Source organism: Ectobacillus sp. OTK (assembly GCF_059698935.1).
In genome coordinates, this window is record NZ_AP048547.1 from 582,030 (window position 1) to 600,105 (window position 18,076).

General features: G+C 41.4%; 16 protein-coding genes. 8 read left to right on the forward strand and 8 right to left on the reverse strand.

Annotated elements, in window-relative coordinates; translation table 11 throughout:
- Positions 1 to 20: 20 nt before the first annotated feature.
- Both AC6HZ4_RS02970 and AC6HZ4_RS02975 read right to left on the reverse strand, forming a co-directional pair.
- Entirely contained in the window at positions 21 to 1,076 is a 1,056-nt protein-coding gene (locus AC6HZ4_RS02970) for a FecCD family ABC transporter permease (RefSeq protein ID WP_497493590.1), read from the reverse strand.
- Positions 1,073 to 2,077, reverse strand: a complete 1,005-nt coding sequence (locus tag AC6HZ4_RS02975; protein ID WP_497493591.1) for a FecCD family ABC transporter permease — start codon at positions 2,075 to 2,077, stop codon at positions 1,073 to 1,075. Before AC6HZ4_RS02975 ends, AC6HZ4_RS02970 begins: the two co-directional genes overlap by 4 nt.
- 197 nt (positions 2,078 to 2,274) lie before the next feature.
- On the opposite strand from AC6HZ4_RS02975, the gene AC6HZ4_RS02980 reads away from it, so the two are divergent.
- Both AC6HZ4_RS02980 and AC6HZ4_RS02985 read left to right on the forward strand, forming a co-directional pair.
- A complete protein-coding gene (locus AC6HZ4_RS02980) occupies positions 2,275 to 3,228 on the forward strand; it encodes an ABC transporter substrate-binding protein (RefSeq protein WP_497495581.1) in 954 nt (317 codons plus the stop codon).
- Between the two features lie 338 nt (positions 3,229 to 3,566).
- A complete protein-coding gene (locus tag AC6HZ4_RS02985) occupies positions 3,567 to 4,046 on the forward strand; it encodes a hypothetical protein (RefSeq protein ID WP_497493592.1) in 480 nt (159 codons plus the stop codon).
- A 140-nt stretch (positions 4,047 to 4,186) separates the two neighbouring features.
- On the opposite strand, the gene AC6HZ4_RS02990 is transcribed toward AC6HZ4_RS02985, so the two are convergent.
- From AC6HZ4_RS02990 to AC6HZ4_RS03000, 3 genes are read right to left on the reverse strand one after another with little or no spacing between them, the layout of a single operon-like run.
- Positions 4,187 to 4,540 carry a 2Fe-2S iron-sulfur cluster-binding protein gene (locus AC6HZ4_RS02990; protein WP_497493593.1) on the reverse strand — a complete coding sequence of 118 codons (354 nt, stop codon included), beginning with the start codon at positions 4,538 to 4,540 and terminating at the stop codon, positions 4,187 to 4,189.
- A gap of 13 nt (positions 4,541 to 4,553) precedes the next feature.
- Positions 4,554 to 5,402 (reverse strand): family 1 encapsulin nanocompartment shell protein, encoded by an 849-nt coding sequence (locus AC6HZ4_RS02995; RefSeq protein WP_497493594.1) that lies wholly within the window; start codon positions 5,400 to 5,402, stop codon positions 4,554 to 4,556.
- Positions 5,403 to 5,430: 28 nt separating this feature from the next.
- Positions 5,431 to 6,000: an IMEF encapsulin system ferritin-like cargo protein gene (locus AC6HZ4_RS03000; protein WP_497493595.1), complete on the reverse strand. Its 570-nt coding sequence runs from the start codon at positions 5,998 to 6,000 to the stop codon at positions 5,431 to 5,433.
- A gap of 235 nt (positions 6,001 to 6,235) precedes the next feature.
- Here AC6HZ4_RS03000 and AC6HZ4_RS03005 point away from each other — a divergent pair, with 235 nt between their 5' ends.
- Entirely contained in the window at positions 6,236 to 6,415 is a 180-nt protein-coding gene (locus tag AC6HZ4_RS03005; protein ID WP_497493596.1) for a hypothetical protein, read from the forward strand.
- Between the two features lie 233 nt (positions 6,416 to 6,648).
- On the opposite strand, the gene AC6HZ4_RS03010 is transcribed toward AC6HZ4_RS03005, so the two are convergent.
- From AC6HZ4_RS03010 to AC6HZ4_RS03020, 3 genes are all read right to left on the reverse strand, one after another.
- A complete protein-coding gene (locus AC6HZ4_RS03010) occupies positions 6,649 to 7,740 on the reverse strand; it encodes an aromatic acid exporter family protein (RefSeq protein WP_497493597.1) in 1,092 nt (363 codons plus the stop codon).
- Positions 7,741 to 8,067: 327 nt separating this feature from the next.
- Positions 8,068 to 12,513, reverse strand: coding sequence for a glutamate synthase-related protein (locus AC6HZ4_RS03015; protein ID WP_497493598.1), 4,446 nt, complete (start codon positions 12,511 to 12,513; stop codon positions 8,068 to 8,070).
- Between the two features lie 332 nt (positions 12,514 to 12,845).
- Complete coding sequence (locus tag AC6HZ4_RS03020) at positions 12,846 to 14,153, reverse strand: glutamate-1-semialdehyde 2,1-aminomutase (RefSeq protein WP_497493599.1); 1,308 nt, start codon at positions 14,151 to 14,153, stop codon at positions 12,846 to 12,848.
- A gap of 183 nt (positions 14,154 to 14,336) precedes the next feature.
- On the opposite strand from AC6HZ4_RS03020, the gene AC6HZ4_RS03025 reads away from it, so the two are divergent.
- Genes AC6HZ4_RS03025 through bcp form a run of 5 tightly spaced genes read left to right on the forward strand, consistent with a single transcriptional unit; the run spans position 14,337 to position 17,893 of the window.
- The gene (locus AC6HZ4_RS03025; RefSeq protein WP_497493600.1) at positions 14,337 to 15,350 is read left to right on the forward strand and encodes an ABC transporter ATP-binding protein; all 1,014 of its coding nucleotides are present in this window, start codon (positions 14,337 to 14,339) and stop codon (positions 15,348 to 15,350) included.
- Positions 15,343 to 16,134, forward strand: a complete 792-nt coding sequence (locus AC6HZ4_RS03030; RefSeq protein ID WP_497493601.1) for an ABC transporter permease — start codon at positions 15,343 to 15,345, stop codon at positions 16,132 to 16,134. Before AC6HZ4_RS03025 ends, AC6HZ4_RS03030 begins: the two co-directional genes overlap by 8 nt.
- 4 nt (positions 16,135 to 16,138) lie before the next feature.
- Positions 16,139 to 16,924: an ABC transporter permease gene (locus AC6HZ4_RS03035; protein ID WP_497493602.1), complete on the forward strand. Its 786-nt coding sequence runs from the start codon at positions 16,139 to 16,141 to the stop codon at positions 16,922 to 16,924.
- A 46-nt stretch (positions 16,925 to 16,970) separates the two neighbouring features.
- Entirely contained in the window at positions 16,971 to 17,381 is a 411-nt protein-coding gene (locus tag AC6HZ4_RS03040; protein ID WP_497493603.1) for a potassium channel family protein, read from the forward strand.
- A 50-nt stretch (positions 17,382 to 17,431) separates the two neighbouring features.
- Positions 17,432 to 17,893, forward strand: coding sequence for a thioredoxin-dependent thiol peroxidase (gene bcp, locus AC6HZ4_RS03045; protein WP_497493604.1), 462 nt, complete (start codon positions 17,432 to 17,434; stop codon positions 17,891 to 17,893).
- Positions 17,894 to 18,076 lie beyond the last annotated feature (183 nt).

Below are 18,076 nucleotides of genomic sequence, written 5' to 3' on the forward strand. Positions count from 1 at the left end.
CCGTCCTTTTGTCTATTTCCTCATGTGTTTCTACTTCTGTATAGCAAATAAATAAAGTATGGAGCACCAATAGCTGCTGTGAATACACCAGCTGGCACTTCCAATGGAGCTAATATCGTCCGGCCAATTAAATCTGCTCCCATCATGAGTATGGCTCCGATTAGCGCCGCTGCTGGAATGAGTGCTCCGTAAGAGGAGCCAACAAGCTTTCGGGCAATATGCGGTGCGATTAACCCAACAAAAAGGATGCCGCCTGCAAATGCAACTGCTCCTCCGATTAATGCTGTGCAAAGAAGAAGCAAATAGAGTCGTTGGCGCCCGACTCTGCTGCCAAGTCCGGTTGCCAGAGCATCTCCCAATTCCTGCACGTTTAGCTTACGCGCGGTCATCCAGGCTATTAGGCTAAGTATCATAATCCAAGGAGCTAAAACAGTTATGTTTTTCCAGCTGGCTCCATGCACAGTTCCAGTTAACCAGATGTTAGCTTGGCTGGCATTGTGAATGGGTCCGATAACCATAAGTAAGGTAGTAATAGCCTTCATCAGTGCAGCAATGCCGATTCCAATGAGGACCATTCGAAGCGGTGCGACTTCACCATGTTTCCAAGACAGTATATATACGAGAAATGCAGTCAAGCTCGCTCCAAGAAAAGCACTGAGCGGCAGCCACTCAATGCTGATTGTTAATGCACCATTACTGTCGCTAAACAGCGCTAAACATAAGACTACAGCAGCACCAGCGCCGTCTGTTATACCGATAACTTCTGGAGCAGCAAGCGGATTTCGTACAAGGCTTTGCAGGATGCTACCGGCTATCGCGAGACCGATACCCGCTAACAGCGCCACTAGGATACGAGGCAGGCGAAATGACGTAATCACAAGTTTTTCCATTTCATCTCCTTTGCCAATCAACGCCTGAAAGACATGAATAGGTGAAATTTTCATATCCCCCATTCCTGCACTTACAAAGAAAAGACATACTACAATCCCTAGCAAACATCCTAGAGTGAGGAGTGCTTTTCGCTGCAGCAAAAATGAAATGTTATGACCGATTCTAAGAGAAATGTGCCTTTTCATTTTGCTATGCCTCCTTTTCTAGCGATATAAATAAAGAACGGTGTACCAATTGCGGCAGTCATGACTCCGACAGGCACCTCTTGCGGCATTAAAATGTATCGTGCCCCGATATCAGCGGCAAGCAATAAGATACCGCCGAGTACTGCGCTGTAAGGAATGACCCATCTATAGTCAATACCAACAAATGCACGCGCCACATGAGGAATGATAATTCCGACAAACCCAATTGGTCCTGCAACGGCGACTGCACTTCCGGCTAACAGTACAACAATTAGTACTAGGATACCTTTTACAAGCTGCGTACGCTGACCTAGCCCGCGTGAGACATCGTCCCCTAATAGTAAAATGTTTAGTTTTCCAGCCATCACCATTGCACCAAGCAAGGCAACGATTAGATAGGGGAGAACGCTTATCAGCATTTCAAGCTTGCGTCCTTGTACGGATCCGGCCAACCAAAACAACACTTCATCAAGCAATGTTTCATTTAGTACAAGCAAACCTTGTGTAAATGATGAAAATACTGCCCCAATCGCTACTCCGGCAAGCGTAAGCTTAATTGGAGTAAGCCCTTCCCGGCCAATCGAAGCTATCATAAACACAAGACAAGCTGTAATAGCTGCACCAAGGAAGGCAATCCAAGTAAAGACTTGAAGTGATTGAACGGAAAAAACAAAAACAGCACATACAATGAAGAAAGAAGCCCCGGCGTTAATTCCTAGTAAACTTGGAGAAGCAAGCGGGTTTTTTGTTAAGACTTGCAAAATAGCACCGGCTACTGCCAGACTTGCTCCAACAGCTGCTGCAATGAGGGCGCGAGGCAGCCGTACGGTCTTGATGATAATATGCTCGTTTGAGCCGTTATAATGTGTAAATGCATCTACGGCAGTTTTTATACTTGTATCTACATAGCCATAAATGATACTCGCCCATATACCATAGAGCAGTAATATAATACATAGTAATAGTCCAATTGCTTTTGTTTGTTTCGTTTTACAAATCATTTTACGCGTACCCTCTCTTTTGTCCGTTAGCTTCAGTCTAGCGAAGTTTAGGTATACAGTCAATGAGAGTGATAATTTTTTTCAATTACGGATTGACAGGATCCTCTCTCTTATTATATCATTCGTTTTGTAAATGAAAATCATTATCATTAAAAATGGGGGTTACATAGGTGAAAAAGTTTTCTTGGAGTTTACTTATGCTTGTTTTATCTTTTTCCTTATTGCTAGGAGCATGCGGGAAACAAGAGGAACAAAAAAAAGAAGAAGCTACAAAGGCAACCGAAACATACACGGTAGAGCATGCGATGGGAACAACAGAGATAAAAGGTACGCCAAAACGGGTCGTAATTTTAACGAATGAAGGTACAGAAGCGCTTCTTGCTATGGGGGTAACGCCAGTAGGAGCAGTAAAATCATGGATAGGTAACCCGTGGTATGAACATATTCAAGATAAAATGAAGGATGCAAAGGTTGTTGGGACGGAAAGTGAAGTAAATGTTGAAGCAATTGCTGCATTAAAGCCGGATCTTATTATTGGTAACAAGCTGCGTCAAGAGAAAATTTATGAGCAGTTAAAAGCAATCGCTCCAACTGTGTTCTCGGAAACACTAAGAGGAGACTGGAAAGAAAACTTTAAGTTATATGCAAAAGCTTTAAACAAAGAAGAAAAAGGTAACGAAGTATTAAAGCAATATGATAATCATGTAGCAGAGGTAAAGGAAAAATTAGGTGATAAAGTAAATCAAGAAGTTTCTATTGTTCGTTTCATGGCTGGAAAAACTCGTATTTACTACACAGATTCTTTCTCTGGAGTTATTTTTAATGAATTAGGATTTAAACGTGCTGAGCAGCAAGCAGCGCTGTTTACTCCTGATAATAAGCTAGGCAATCTTGCTATCGAGGTAGGTAAGGAAGTTATTCCTAAAATGGATGGAGATCTTCTTTTCTACTTCACCTATGCTCCTGAAGGAGATCAACAAGCTTTAGCAACTGAAAAGGAATGGATAAACGATCCTCTTTGGAAAAATTTAAATGCTGTTAAGAGTGGAAATGCCCATCAAGTGAGTGATGTAATTTGGAATACTGCTGGCGGTGTACTTGCAGCTAACCAAATGCTGGATGAACTTGAGGAAATTGTACTTGGTAAATAAAGCTTCAATCCTTGTAAGCTCTTCATATCGAAACCGGAAAGTATCTTTATACTTTCCGGTTTTTTAGTATGTAGAGAAAGTCCCTAAGAGATAAGAATGAACATACTGTAACACATCGTCTATATCAAGAGTATGAAGGGTTACAATCATTTGTTGAAAAGATATGGCCAGAGCAAGGGCCCCCTTTACGAATTTCGTCAGAAGAAAGGGAGGGGGTGTATACTTGTTCTCAAATGATTTATCCTAATTTTGGAAAACCTAAATTAATTGACAATGATTATCATTTTCCATAAAATAATAGTAAGAACACTTCGATATTGACTAGGGGAGAAAATCGTATGTTTAACATGTTACATGGGTTGAAAGATATTCATACTGTAATTTCAAATTACCGTAAAATAGGCGGTGCAGCAGAAGCAAGCATAATTTGTTTATCGTCCGGAGAGATATATCATAACCCAGTATTTACGAATATTGACATCTCAAAAGGTCAGTATGTTTCCCTATGCTTTATAGATGAAAATGGAACGAACATCATGGTACATGTTGATCAGATTGCTATGATAAAAGAGTTACAACACAAATTGATTTGCCAACTGAATAATAATTATGTAAAACAAGTATTATTACGTGATACTTTACAATACTTACAAAAGCTATGTGAAATCAATGATGGATTTGTTACACAATCCTTTAAGAAGGAAGCATTAAAGCTTATTCGAGATATAAGCGTAATCGAATTAAAAAAGCACGATATTCCGCTTCCGTTCCCAATTGAGGATAATCTTGTCCATTTAAATGAACGCTTATTTGCATAGGATTGAAAGTAAATGGCCCAAAATCCTCTAAATGAGAAAAATTAAAGAAAAAACGTGAAATGGATCATCACATAGACCCTTGATTGTACTAAGGGCCTGGATGATCCATTTTTTAGTTTCGGCTCAAAAGAAAGGATTATTTAAGTAATTTCCGTCTGGCAAGCTAAGCGATATCCATCATTTAAGGTTTTTTTAAGTTTTTTTTGCTCTTTCTCATTGGGAGGGGAGAGACAGGATGCCCCTTCTAGAACTTTAACAGTGCATAATCCGCAGGTTCCTTTTCGACATTTGTACTGTAAAGCTTGCCCTTGCTCTAAAGCAACAGCTAATAAATTTCCTTTTACAGGTTGGATTTCAAATCGTATTTGGTTTTGAAGCAAATCAATGCTGCTAAGGTAGCGGTGCTCTGTATAGGAAGGATTAGGCTTTATAACCTTATCAACCATCATGTTTTTAGGAATAAGAGATCCCACTGTTAACATTCTTTTATTCATCGGCATCGATTCCTTAACTCTTAGGATCTTCCAATGTGCAAATCGCGGAAGGACGCTTAATTCGCAAAACAACTGTTTCATACACACGGAACGGGTGATTCATACCTTCCTCCCCTAGATATGCTGTTTCAAAGTCCTCAGAAACAGCCAAATCCAGATTGTTTCGTCCTGTATTGACTAAGACACCCGTTTTTCCTTTTAAAACCGGTGATTGAAACACCCCGTCTGTAACAAGCTCACGAACATGTTCAATTTCTAAAACATTAGTATCTTTATGTACGCGATGTAATAGCGAATATAATTCTGGGGATAATACAAGTGCAAAGGGCCCATTATGTTTCATCTCAAGCAGCTTGTTTCTTGCTTCGACTACATCTTGGAAGGCGCTTCCTGACTCATACCAATTTCCAATTAAGTGCGTTAACCGGCCTTTTACATTCATTAATCCAGGAATATCAAATTCCTTTGATCCATGGAAAATCATTTGATCCTCTAATATGGCCACATCACGGGCAGCATTTGCAGCTACGGAAAAATCAATAGGAATATCTAATACTTTTGTTTGTTCCAAGTCACGCCAATACAAAACGAAATCTTTGTAAAGTAATGGGATGGTATAGTTTACCCGTTTACTAGCCTCGATATCTGTATCAAATGATCCCTGGAAATCCATTTTTGCTTCGTAATTCTCCATAAAAATGTCATTGAAAATACTCTGTACCCCTCTTCCAAGCGGACCGTACAGCTCGATGAAACGACGTCCAACTAATTGTTTTCGTGCAGCTTCAATAACGGTTTGATCCAATTGTGAGAAGTCTTGATCTGTTAATGGTGAATCTGGAAATAGTTGAGATTTACTCATGCTTTTTGCCCTCCTCCTGCATCTATACTTATATTAAACTCCCGACTGTAAACCCTTTTCTCTTTCTAGATGACTTTACAATAGGTGAAGAACCTGGCGAAGCTAAATGGTCGTGATGTTCATCATGATGCGCATGTGGATCGACATAGTTATGATCAAATCGTTCATTGATTTCATTTAACATTTTTTTAACTTGTTGGTAATCTTGATAGGAAACATTCCTCATTTGGTTTAACAGGGTGCTTCGTTCCTCATCTGTAAATTGAAAAAGTGCTAAATCCAAGTGCTCTACGAAGTTATGTAATCCGAATTTTTCAAGGTTTAATTCTTGTAAAAGGCGATTAAACTCATTATTGGTTGGAGAAAAAGCATTTCCTTCCTTTTCTTTTTCGAATTTACTAATAAGCGGAATAAGTTCAGCTAGACGTGATAGTCGTTGTTCTTCCTCTTCATAAATATGGTGATAATAAAGGCGTTCATGATCATCTTTTGCATTTTGAATAACGGGATCTAGTATACTCATAAACCTTTCGATAGCATCTTTAGTAGTAGTAAAAATCTGATGAAAAGTATGCAATTCTTCTTTCAATTCGTACACCTCCTTTTTTACTAATTGCCATTATTTCCATTTGTGTCCATTTTTATTACAAATTATTATTTTTCCTTGAAAACATCTTAGTAAGGGTTTTAATATTTACCTGTTTTCTGGACAATGAAATCCCGTGCAGAGTCTGAGTCCGCCTTTAAACATGGGATGAGGATGAGGTCAAAATACGAGGTATACTGTTCTTTGTTAACACTGCTGCAAAAGAGGAGAAAAGAAGGGATGTCTCATGATGGAAGCACTAAAGCCTTGGAAGGGTGGAGATGCTGCTTTACAATCGAATGAAGTTTTGCGGATGTCCAAAGGGCTATTGTTATGCTTGGTTCCGATAGGTGAAGTTCTTCAAAGTGCAGGCATTTTTTCTCACTGTTGCCTGCTAGAACATGGAAAAAAATTACCCTTCACCTAACCAGAATAGGTCAAATGAAGGGTAATTCGTATAATGTCTTTTCGAATGTACTCTATTTTTTCACCAAAAATAAAAGCTCTGAGTAAAGCGTAAAGCCCCAATTTTTTATTCTTTAAAGAAAGTGTAATTTTCCGGCTAGAAGCTAATTCGATGTAGTAAGAAATTTCAGAGGGAAAGCATAAATGCAACTACGCCTCTATTTCCCCATAAAGGTTCACCAATCGGCGCGTTTTTTATTCATCCTCTGGTTTTTCTTGAATTTGCAATTCATCTTCCGGATTATTGTGATATGTGTAGAAGCTGCTGATCAGCATGTCAAGATGCTCTACCTTTTCACTATAGTCTATAATGGAAGATACGAGCGGGAAGAGATGAAGCCACATTTTGTATTGCTCACTACCCTCGTTATTTTGGTAGCTCATAAATGTTTGAATAAGCTGCTGTCTGCATATGCACACCTCATCAAGCATCTCGGAGGAATGCTGAGTTTTTACCTTACCGATAAATTTTAACAGCATCTGCTCATGATAGTTTACGAGAGAATCCAGCTCATTTTGAATGAGTTCCTGAAAAGCAGACGGCATATGATGCAGTTCATTTGCAAGACGATGCAGCAGTTTCAATGTCTCGAGAGCACGGCTTGTAGTCGCCAGCATTTGACGGAATAAAACGAGCTTTCTTGATTTTGCATAACGGGTTTTTTTCGTATAACTTCTTTCCTCTTGATACAGTAAATATAAATGATTCAGCTTAATCATTTTTTCTTTCATCTTATCTAAATCTGCCTTTAAAACAGCAAAATCAGATGCTTGTCTGCTATTCAAGCGAATCCACTTTAAAATTTCCTCTGTATTTGCTGCCATTCTATAATAAAGCTTTGTCTCATACTTTGGAGGCATAAAAACAAGATTTACAACAGATGCTGCGAGAATCCCCATCATAATAGTAATAAAGCGCAGCCACGCGAAGTCGAGGAAGTCAGCTCCCTCATATTCCATAATCGCAATAACGGTCACCAGGGCAATTGGAATTGTATTTTCCAATCGAAGCTTAAGCGCCAATGCGATAATGAGAACAGATGTTAATCCGATAAATAAGGGATTATTTCCAAAGGCTAACGCAAATGCAATTGCAAACATAGCTCCGATTACATTAGCCTGTAATTGTTCCAAAGCGGTTAAGTAGGAACGATAAACAGATGGTTGGATGGCGAATACAGCTGAAATTCCTGCAAACACAGGAGATGGCATTTCAAGAAGTATGGCCGCATATAGAGCTAACGTAATAGCGATACCCGTCTTTAAAATCCTAGCACCCAATTTCATGACCTTCTAAGATTCCTTTCTGTATTCACGAATTCACATTACGTTACTATACAGGCATTACAAATAGTGCGCAAGGGGTATTTTGAAAAAAGAAAATGAGAGCGGTTGCAGGGGAAGAAAGCAATGTAATGTCTAGAAAAAAGCACCTGTTGTGACAGGTGCTTTTTCTGCTGCATCGGCCCGGTTTCCATCCGGTGACGGATCTCCCTATGGGAGCGGAACGGGCTGATTTCGCTTTTCTTCATGATGTCTAGCTTCGCTGAACTGCGCATTTTGTTCGCAGGTTGTTGTCTTCTGGAGCTGAGCAGTTGGCTCCGCTTTTCTTGATCATTCTGTTGAGACAGATGGGTCTGCTTGCTCTTTTGTTGGGATAATTTCAAAGAAGTTATTTTTGATATCATCAAACAAGGCAGAAATGATGTTGACTTCCTCATACTGCTCATGCGCTGTAAGAATACGGATATAATCCGTCAGCATCTCTGTTACGTCTGCTATGCCTTTTGAGCTGAGCTTTTGCACAGTTACATTTGCGCCTTTCGCGATACGACGGCGAATAGCCGCTTCTGTTAGCCCCATTTCCGGCTGGTGACGCAAGTATACGACCCCACCCGTCATACCTGCGCAAATCCATGGACCTGGGTCTCCTAGGACGAGACCGCGTCCGTTTGTCATATACTCAAAAGCAAAGCCTTTGATATTGGAGTGTACACCGATATTCCCATGCTCTTGATCAGGAATTGGTTTTGTAACACGGCCGCCGATGATCATATCAGCGCCGGAAAGGCGGATACCAGCACGTGCATCAGCATTTCCTTGCACGTATAGTGCTCCTTTTTGCGCACCGTAGCCGAAGCCTTTGCCCGCGGAGCCATTATAGTAATTGCCGTCTTTTCCTTTTGCCTTCATTATATAAATACCGCCGCCAAATGATGTTTTTCCGATACCGTCCTGTGCACCGCCGCTGACGTGGATGAAAATATCCTTGCTGTTGAATGCACCGAGCCCGTTTCCTGGAATGGCATTTGTATATTGAAGCGTAATTGGATTGAGCGATTCGCCTGCAAGCTTGCCTCGTGTGCGATAACAGGATTCTAATGCTCCCATAGCACGTTGTTCGACACCGACTGCAACCAATTCTTTTGAGTCTGCTGCAAACTCGGAGGCAGCCTCTTGTTCCGCGGGTGTCAGCGTAACTGTTAAGAATGGTTTTGTCTCTAATACGCGAAGCATCTGGGATAAATCCATAAGCTGTAAGCCGCGCGTTTGTTTAAGCAGATCGGAGCGGCCAACAACCTCCTCCAGGCTGTTGAAGCCCAGCAGACCTACGAGACGCTTTAGCTCTAATCCAAATGTTGTAAACAAATTCATGAGTCCTTGCACGGCACCGTCAAATTCACGAGGGACGAAACGGCGTAATCCATGCTCCTTCGCTTGTGCTTCGGATTCAATTTGCGTTGCAATCCCAACGTGACATGTGTCCAGATGGCAGCCGCGGCAAGTTGTACAGCCAATTGCAATCATCGACAGTGTTCCAAATCCAACGCGGTTTGCGCCAAGAAGCATCACCTTTAATGCATCTGCCACACTGCGCAGACCGCCATCTGCCCAAATTTCTACGCTGTCGCGCATGCCGGCCTCAATGAGTGCATTATGAGCAGCCTTCACACCGATTTCCACCGGTAATCCAACGTGCTGTAGTGCATGAATTCTCGCTGCACCTGTACCGCCATCAAATCCGCTGATATTAATGAAGTTAGCGCCTGCTTTGGCGATTCCGACTGCAATAGTTCCAATGTTCGGAACAACTGGAACTTTAACAGCAACTTTTGCTTTATTATTACCTGTTTTGATCTCAGCAATGATTTGCGCCAAATCCTCAATTGAGTAGATGTCATGGTTATTAGATGGTGAAATTAAGTCTGAACCGATTGTTGCGTTACGTGCTTCAGCAATCTTCGCTGTTACCTTTGAGCCAGGCAAATGCCCGCCTTCACCAGGCTTCGCTCCTTGCCCGATTTTAATTTCAATTAAATTGGAGGAGTTCAATAAATCCGCATTGACTCCGAAACGTCCAGATGCAACCTGTTGTCCACGCGTTTTCGGGTATTTACCAATCATATCCTTAATTTCTCCGCCTTCACCGTTTAAGCTAATCATATTCAAACGGTCCGCTGCCTCCGCGTATGCTCGGAATGCAATTTCATTTTGTGAACCAAAGGACATGGAGCTGATTATAAATGGTAAATGATGCTCTCCAACCTCGATACTTACTTTTTCTGTTGGAACAGGAGCACTGGATTCTTTAAAATCTGCTAAGTGACGGATGGAAATCGGTGTTTTTGTTTCTATGTCCGTTAATTTTTCACGGTAGTCGTCGTATGCGTTTCCTTTTGCTACATCGCCAATTGCTTTCCAAATACGAGGGAAGATGTGGAATGTTTTACGCATTTTCACAGTTTCTTTGTTATAGTCTTCCGCACGCTTGAGGGCATCCTCTTTCATGCTTTCAAAGTTGAATATAAGTGTATCAGAGCCCAAGAAATTGACGATATTTAACACATTTGCAACTTCATCATGCAATCCAATTGAGGAGAAGAGACGTCCATATCCGCGCAATTCATGAATACCAATTGTAGAAATAACCTTTTCTAGCCCTTTATTCAAAGCATTATAAAGATTGAGACAAGGTTTTTCTGTTCCGTCGCTTACTGTGGCAAACATAAGATATGGACTAATGACATCTGCACCTAAGCCGTATGCAGTCACAAGATCGTGCAAGGAGCGGATCGCACCGGAACGAAGTAAAATAGAGCAGTCACGGCGTAAACCTGCCTTAACAAGTGTCTGCTGCATATTTGCTGTGATGAGATGCGGATCAATCCATAGATTTCCGTTTTGATGAGCACCCTCATCATCTAATACGAGCAATGCAGCACCGTTTTGTATGGCGGTAATTGCTTCCTGTGTCAAACGATCTAATGCTGCTGTTAACGTTTCATCTTCCTTATATGTTGCAGATAGCTTGTAAAGGGAATCATTCGCTGCAAAGAATCCTGCAAGCTGCTCATAGGAAAGCTGTCCTGCTTGCTCTGCAGCCTGCTGTCCGATTCCCCCTTCTAATAATACAGGGGAAGGCAGCTCTAAAATCGTTGTTTGTTGTGTTTTCTCAAACAGTGACGGTCGTTTTCCGATGACTGTGCGCGTTGAAAAATGCTCAATTTCGCGGTCACGGTCAATCGCCGGGTTGGTTACGACGGCAACGCTTTCTTTTATAAAGTCCGCGATATTGCGTCGACCGGAATCTAGAGCAGCAAGCGGCGCATCATGCCCGAGGGAGCGAATTGGCTCAGCTCCTTTTTCTGCCATTTGCTCAAGCAATTGAATGTTCTCGCGATCCCATCCAAAAGCTGCATATTGACGATCTTCTACTTTTAAGTCAGGCGCTACCTTTTTCGCTTTTTGCGGCGTTGGGGATTCAAGGTGGAAGCGGTAATCTGCCAAATTCACGCGCTGACTAAAACGCTTATATATTTCCTCTTGAAATTGTTCATATTCGTATACAACCATTTCTCCTGCTTCATTCCATTTGAGACCGATTTTTTCACCAGGTGCAAGTGCCTTTGGCTCAGCTATATACTCATTTGGAGGTACGACACCAGGCTCTGAAGAGAAAATGTAAGATGTTTCTGTCTCAACTTTCCACAAAGGGCGCAATCCTAAGGAATCGACGCTGAAGACTGCTTCGTCCTTATGGCGGGAAATGATACCGGCAGGCCCTTGAGCAAAATGGCCCCATCCCTCGCGCATATACGTATATAAGTCCTGAAGGTGTTCCTTGTATAGCTTGATTTCATTTACGATTGGCGGGAACAGAAGATCAACTGCTTCAAACAAGCTGTAATCATAACGGGAAATCAGTGTGTCGATTGTACGGTTTAAGTCCTGCGAGTCGCTTCCGCCATTTGTTAATGGTACGTTCAGCATTTCCGCTTGATCTCGCAGCTTTGCAATCGTATTAATTTCGCCGTTATGTCCGAGCACGCTGAACGGCTGTACACGGAAGAAGTTTGATAAAGTATTTGTAGAGTATCGGTTATGTCCAAGAGTCATTGTTGATGCAATAAGCGGGTTTGTTAAGTCTGTGTAATAGCTGACGAGTGTATCGCCTGCTCCCATTACCTTGTATATAACATGATGAGGGCTTAAGGATGCAACATGAACCTTGTCATTTTTCTCAAGTAGAATGGTAAGTTCAAATAATGTACGTTCTACATGCTTTATGCTTTGCTGCGGCAGAAGGGCAATTTGCCAAAATACAGGCTCTTCTTTTTGGCCGAGCGGTCCAAGAGCCTCCGTATGTGTTACCTTTTCACTTTCAAAGACAACATGCAGGCCATTATTTGTAAAAGCTTCTCTCATTTCAGCTTGCAGCGAGATTACATCTGCTTTACTATCGAGGAAAAAGTGGCCGACAACAAAATCGGAACGGTCCACAATTTGCGGATCCTGCCCGTTCGTTCGCAATTTTTCTTTCCATAATTCTTTTGGGAGATCAATATGAATTCCAATGCCATCGCCTTCTCCATTAATAAAGCCGGCGCGATGATTCATTTTAACGAGAGATTGTATACATAAGTCAATGTTTGCCTTTGTGGGGATACGTTTCTTTTCCATAACGGAAACAATTCCGCAGGCGTCGTGTTCTGAGTTGCGAAAGTCTTGAAAAAGCGCAGGAGTCCATTTGTTTGTCATTGAGAGGGCCTTGAAGGCCATTCACCTCCATACAATTTTTTAAAAATAAGACTTTTCTTAATTATTAGAATATTCAAGGCGGATGATGCCCAAATATACAATAAGGAAAAATGAAGTGCTTTTTTACACTTTAGGAAAGCATAAAGTCCTAGCTGGAAGTTAATTTCGACGCAGCGGGAATTTTAGTGATAAAGTATGAGTGCAGCTACGCCTCTGTCTTAGCCTGACGGTTCGCTAATCGGTGAGTTTTCTTTATGAAGTGATTAGGAATAATTATACTACTGATTTCTTGTTTATTAAACTAGGAATAGAGAAAAAATAGAGAACATTTCCCCTACTTTTTCTCTTTAATGTTAGGAATTTACAAATTCTTTAGAAAGCTGCTCGAAAGCATTTCCAACAGCTTCGACTGTACGTTCAATGTCTTCCTTTGAGTGCTCAGTTGTAAGGAACCAAGCTTCATATTTAGACGGAGCAAGATTGATTCCTTGCTGCAGCATAAGTTTGAAAAACCTTCCAAACATTTCACTGTTGGTATTTTGGGCATCCTCATAGTTTTCAATGCGTTTTGTTGTAAAAAACACTGTTAAAGCGCCTTTTAAACGGTTGATTGTAATAGGGATTTTGTGTACCGTTGCCTGCTCTGCAATTCCTTTTTCCAGGAGAGCACCGAGTTCATCTAGTCTTTCGTATACTCCTTCCTGCTTCAGCACTTCAAGGCAGGCAATACCAGCAGACATAGACGCAGGGTTGCCTGCCATTGTTCCTGCTTGATATGCAGGACCAAGCGGTGCAACTTGCTCCATAATTTCCTTTTTGCCGCCGTAAGCGCCAATTGGAAGACCGCCGCCGATAATTTTTCCAAGGGCAGTTAAATCGGGAGTGACACCGAGTAAATTTTGGGCCCCTCCGTACATAAAGCGAAATGCGGTAATAACTTCATCGTAAATAACAAGAGCTCCAGCCTTATGAGTTAATTCATTAACAGCCTCCAAAAATCCTTCTTTAGGCGACACAATTCCAAAATTTCCTACAATCGGCTCGACAAGAACAGCAGCCACTTCATGACCCCATTTTTCCAAGGCGGCCGCAAATGTTTCCACATCATTAAATGGAACAGTAATTACCTCCTGCGCAATGCTCGCTGGGACACCGGCAGAGTCAGGGGTTCCAAGCGTAGACGGACCAGAACCTGCTGCCACGAGAACGAGATCAGAATGCCCGTGATAACAGCCTGCAAATTTAATGATTTTTGTGCGGCCTGTATAGGCGCGTGCGACACGAATAGTCGTCATGACTGCTTCTGTTCCAGAATTTACGAAGCGGACCTTATCCATAGAAGGAATTGCTTCCTTCAGCATTTTCGCAAATTGGATTTCAAGCACTGTTGGCGTGCCGTATAGTACACCGTTCTCCGCCGCGGCTTGAATTGCTTTTGTAATATGCGGGTGCGCATGACCTGTAATAATCGGTCCATATGCCGCTAAATAATCGATATATTTGTTGTTATCCACATCCCAAAAATATGCTCCTTTGGCACGCCTCATCACAACAGGCGCACCACCGCCGACCGCTTTATAGGAACGGGATGGGCTGTTTACACCTCCGACGATATGCTGCAATGCTTCTGTATGAAGTTGTTCTGATTGGGTGAAGTTCACTTCTTTTGCTCTCCCTTCAAGTAGTCTACTCTATATGGAGTATGATGCATGCCTTATTGTAACATGTTTTTCCTGTTTAATGGGTAGGAGGGCATAATGTTTGTGCTGCACTGTGAGCTTGGGTAAACTATTCGTTGTGAGTATTGCACTGCCTTAAAGGCAGTATAAAAGAGGGGGAACAGCATGAGTAACGCAATTGAGGTAAGAGATTTGCGAAAAGAATTCGTTGCCTATTCAAGCCGCTCTGGATTGAAGGGCGCTTTTCGAGATTTGTTTAATCGTAACTATAAAGTCGTTCGAGCAGTAAATGATATCTCCTTTACTGTAAAGCAAGGGGAGATGATCGGTTATATAGGTGAAAACGGAGCCGGTAAATCAACGACTATTAAAATGCTGACAGGAATCTTAACGCCGACGAGCGGGCGTATTATTGTGAATGGGATGAATCCGCATAAGGAAAGGGAGAAATTTGTTCGCTCTATCGGTGTTGTGTTCGGACAGCGCTCGCAGCTTTGGTGGGATATTGCTGTTCAAGAATCGTTTCGCCTGTTAAAAAAGGTATATGGGGTGTCTGATGAACAGTACGAAAAGCACATGGGACATATTATTGAAACGCTTGATATTGGTTCGCTTCTGGACAAACCTGTTCGCAAGCTTTCTCTTGGACAACGAATGCGCTGTGAATTAGCAGCTGCATTGCTCCATAACCCGCCCCTTTTATTTTTGGACGAACCGACAATAGGTCTTGATGTACTTGTAAAGCTGAAAATCCGGGACTTTTTAAAGGAAATTAATGCAAAATATAACACGACAATTTTGCTTACAACACATGATATTTCAGATATCGAAGCGTTGTGCGAACGCGTTGTGATGCTAGATGAAGGAAAAATTATTTATGATGGATCCCTTGAAAAGCTTCGTGCTCAATGGGGGGATGAGAAAGAAATACAATTTCAATTTTCTTCTCCAGTCTCCTATCAGCAGCTTGTCATGCTCCTGCCTGATACTAAAGTAAGCTGGACACAAGGAAATAGCTCTAACGTTTGGACTGCGCGTATTCCAAATGAAGAAATTGTTTTGTCAATGCTTATTGCAAAGGTTGTACAAACGTTCCGTATTCAAGATATGAAGGTAAATGAGGTATCAACAGAGGAGATTATCCGCAACATTTACGAAGAGGGCGTTGTGCATGGATAAATATATCGAAATGATTCGGATTCGGTTTTTGATGATGCTTGCCTATCGCTCTAATTATTATAGTGGAATTGTTATTTATACCATTAATATCGGTGCGTATTACTTTTTATGGACAGCAATTTATGGCGGAAAAGAAAGTATTCAAGGATTATCTGTAGCCCAGATGACAACATATGTAGCAGTAGCCTGGATGGCGCGTGCGTTTTACTTTAATAACATTGATCGGGAGATTGCAATGGAAATTAAAGAGGGTCGTGTGGCTGTTGAGCTTATTCGTCCTTATAGCTATTTGGGAATGAAGGTGATGCAAGGGTTAGGGGAAGGGATTTTTCGTTTTTTCTTCTTTTCAATCCCCGGCATGATACTAGTGGCGCTGTTGTTTTCTCTTAGCATTAAGCTGAATCCTTATACGCTATTGTATTTCTTTATTTCTCTTGTGTTCAGCTTTATTATTAATACACAAATTAATTTAATGACTGGTATGATGACATTCTTCTTATTTAATAATGATGGGCTTATGTATGCAAAGCGGGTGACGATTGATTTATTCTCTGGTTTACTGTTGCCAATTAGCTTCTATCCTGTTTGGGCTCAACAGATAATGACATTTTTTCCATTTCAAGCAATTAGCTACATTCCAAGCATGATTTTTACAGAGGGCATCCAAGGAAGAGCAATTTGGAACGCAATTTTATTTCAGGCCGTTTGGTCAGCTGTGCTCTTTATACCAATTGTAATTATGTGGAATATAGCTAAAAAACGACTTGTGGTGCAAGGAGGGTGAAGTGATGATGTATATTCGTCTCTTTTTGCAATATGCAGCGCAGTATATAAAAACGAAGCTGCAATATCGGGGAGATCTCATTGTAGGGCTGCTTTCTGATATGCTTCTTCAAGCGGTTAATCTTGTTTTTATTTTAGTAGTGTTCGGCCATACACAGGTACTGCAGGGATGGACACGTGAGGAAATCATTTTCATTTATGGCTTTTTCCTCGTTCCTTTTGCAATATTCTCATCATTTTTCAATATTTGGGATTTTAATGACCGATATATTGTAAAGGGGGAGATGGATCGTATTTTGACGAGGCCTATTCACAGCTTGTTTCAGGTAGTTCTGGAAAAAATGGAGCTGGAATCGCTGCTCGGCGGTGTTACAGGACTTCTCATTATGAGCTATGCGGCGGGCAAGCTTGGATTGTCCTTTCATTGGTATGACTCGTTGCTCTTTCTTGTAATGGCGATAGGGGGAGCTCTTGTATACGGGGGCATTTTTGTTTCGCTTGCTAGTATCGGTTTTTGGTCGGATGCAAGGAGCTCAATTATGCCGCTTATGTATAACATCGGTAATTATGGGCGTTATCCTGTTAATATTTACAACCGGGTAATCCGCTTTATGCTAACGTGGGTGCTGCCCTTTGCTTTCGTCGGCGTATATCCAGCATCCTATTTTTTAAGGCGAACTGAATGGTATAGCTATGCTTTTTTAACGCCAGTGATGGGGCTTTTGTTCTTTGGGATAGCATTGGTGATTTGGAATATTGGTGTAAAGCGTTATCGCGGCGCTGGGAATTGATATAATTTGTCCTATCTTCTCATACAAATGAAATGAGGTGGGGAGCATGGGATGGATTGTGCTTTTAATGATTTCGATGGTCGCAATTATTTTTAGTATGAAATCGCTTTGGATAGCAGCGAGGGTAAATCGTCATTTTTTTTCTGTTCATAATTTATTTTTATTATGCCTTATATATACAACCGTTCTCGTTGCATTTGGTATGAGCTATTTAGTGCTTGAAGAAATCGGATTTCCTATTTTAGAGGAGGATGGGAAGATTTTGGATGTACATTCGTTTCAAATGGTGGAGGTGTGTATGTATTTCAGTGCGATTACATTGCTGTCTGTCGGGTATGGAGACATTACGCCGGTCGGGATTGGACGCTGGATAGCGATTGTAGAAGCTCTTGTTGGCTATACAATGCCTGCTGCTTTTGTAGCACGTACGTTCATGGAGCATGAAAAGCGGGATTAGTTTTGCTATGATTGTTAATGAAGAAAACGTTTGGTAAGGAGATATGGAAAATGATAGAGGTTGGTAAGCAAGCGCCAGATTTTGCGCTCCCAGCAAGCAATGGGGAGCTTGTGAAGCTGTCAGACTATCGCGGTAAAAATGTAGTGTTATATTTTTACCCGAAGGATATGACACCGGGTTGTACGACAGAAGCGTGTGATTTTCGTGATGCATATGGATTGTTTGATGCACAAAATACGATAATTCTTGGGATTAGTCCTGACCCAGTAAGTAAGCATGTTAAGTTTATTGAAAAATATAGCTTACCGTTTTTGCTGTTGGCGGACGAGCAAAACGAAGCTGCACAGCTGTACGGAGTATGGAAGCTGAAGAAGAACTTCGGTAAAGAATACATGGGCATCGAACGATCTACATTTCTTATTAACAGCAAGGGAGAAATTGTTAAGGAATGGCGCAAGGTAAAGGTTAAAGGACATACAGAAGAAGTACTTGCAGCTATTAAAGAAATATAGAGGAACAGCGGGCCGACAAGCTGAGGTATGAAATTTGAGTGAGAAAAAGAATGTCAAACGTACAAATTTTTTTAGGGAAATATAGGGCATTCGTCTATACCCGTTTTTGCAGTTGTGCATATTGTAAAAGCAGGGCATACCTCCTCAGATGATAGCCTTTCTAGTGCGGAAACCATTTCCGCA

Bases quoted from the DNA above. Each gene is read 5' to 3' on its own strand.
- AC6HZ4_RS02980 (WP_497495581.1), top strand. From the start codon at position 2,275: ATGCTTGTTTTATCTTTTTCCTTATTGCTAGGAGCATGCGGGAAACAA.
- AC6HZ4_RS03025 (WP_497493600.1), top strand. From the start codon at position 14,337: ATGAGTAACGCAATTGAGGTAAGAGATTTGCGAAAAGAATTCGTTGCC.
- AC6HZ4_RS03005 (WP_497493596.1), top strand. From the start codon at position 6,236: ATGATGGAAGCACTAAAGCCTTGGAAGGGTGGAGATGCTGCTTTACAA.
- AC6HZ4_RS02975 (WP_497493591.1), bottom strand. From the start codon at position 2,077: ATGATTTGTAAAACGAAACAAACAAAAGCAATTGGACTATTACTATGT.
- AC6HZ4_RS02985 (WP_497493592.1), top strand. From the start codon at position 3,567: ATGTTTAACATGTTACATGGGTTGAAAGATATTCATACTGTAATTTCA.
- AC6HZ4_RS02995 (WP_497493594.1), bottom strand. From the start codon at position 5,402: ATGAGTAAATCTCAACTATTTCCAGATTCACCATTAACAGATCAAGAC.
- AC6HZ4_RS03015 (WP_497493598.1), bottom strand. From the start codon at position 12,513: ATGGCCTTCAAGGCCCTCTCAATGACAAACAAATGGACTCCTGCGCTT.
- AC6HZ4_RS03040 (WP_497493603.1), top strand. From the start codon at position 16,971: ATGGGATGGATTGTGCTTTTAATGATTTCGATGGTCGCAATTATTTTT.
- AC6HZ4_RS03030 (WP_497493601.1), top strand. From the start codon at position 15,343: ATGGATAAATATATCGAAATGATTCGGATTCGGTTTTTGATGATGCTT.
- AC6HZ4_RS03010 (WP_497493597.1), bottom strand. From the start codon at position 7,740: ATGAAATTGGGTGCTAGGATTTTAAAGACGGGTATCGCTATTACGTTA.
- bcp (WP_497493604.1), top strand. From the start codon at position 17,432: ATGATAGAGGTTGGTAAGCAAGCGCCAGATTTTGCGCTCCCAGCAAGC.
- AC6HZ4_RS03035 (WP_497493602.1), top strand. From the start codon at position 16,139: ATGATGTATATTCGTCTCTTTTTGCAATATGCAGCGCAGTATATAAAA.
- AC6HZ4_RS02990 (WP_497493593.1), bottom strand. From the start codon at position 4,540: ATGAATAAAAGAATGTTAACAGTGGGATCTCTTATTCCTAAAAACATG.
- AC6HZ4_RS02970 (WP_497493590.1), bottom strand. From the start codon at position 1,076: ATGAAAAGGCACATTTCTCTTAGAATCGGTCATAACATTTCATTTTTG.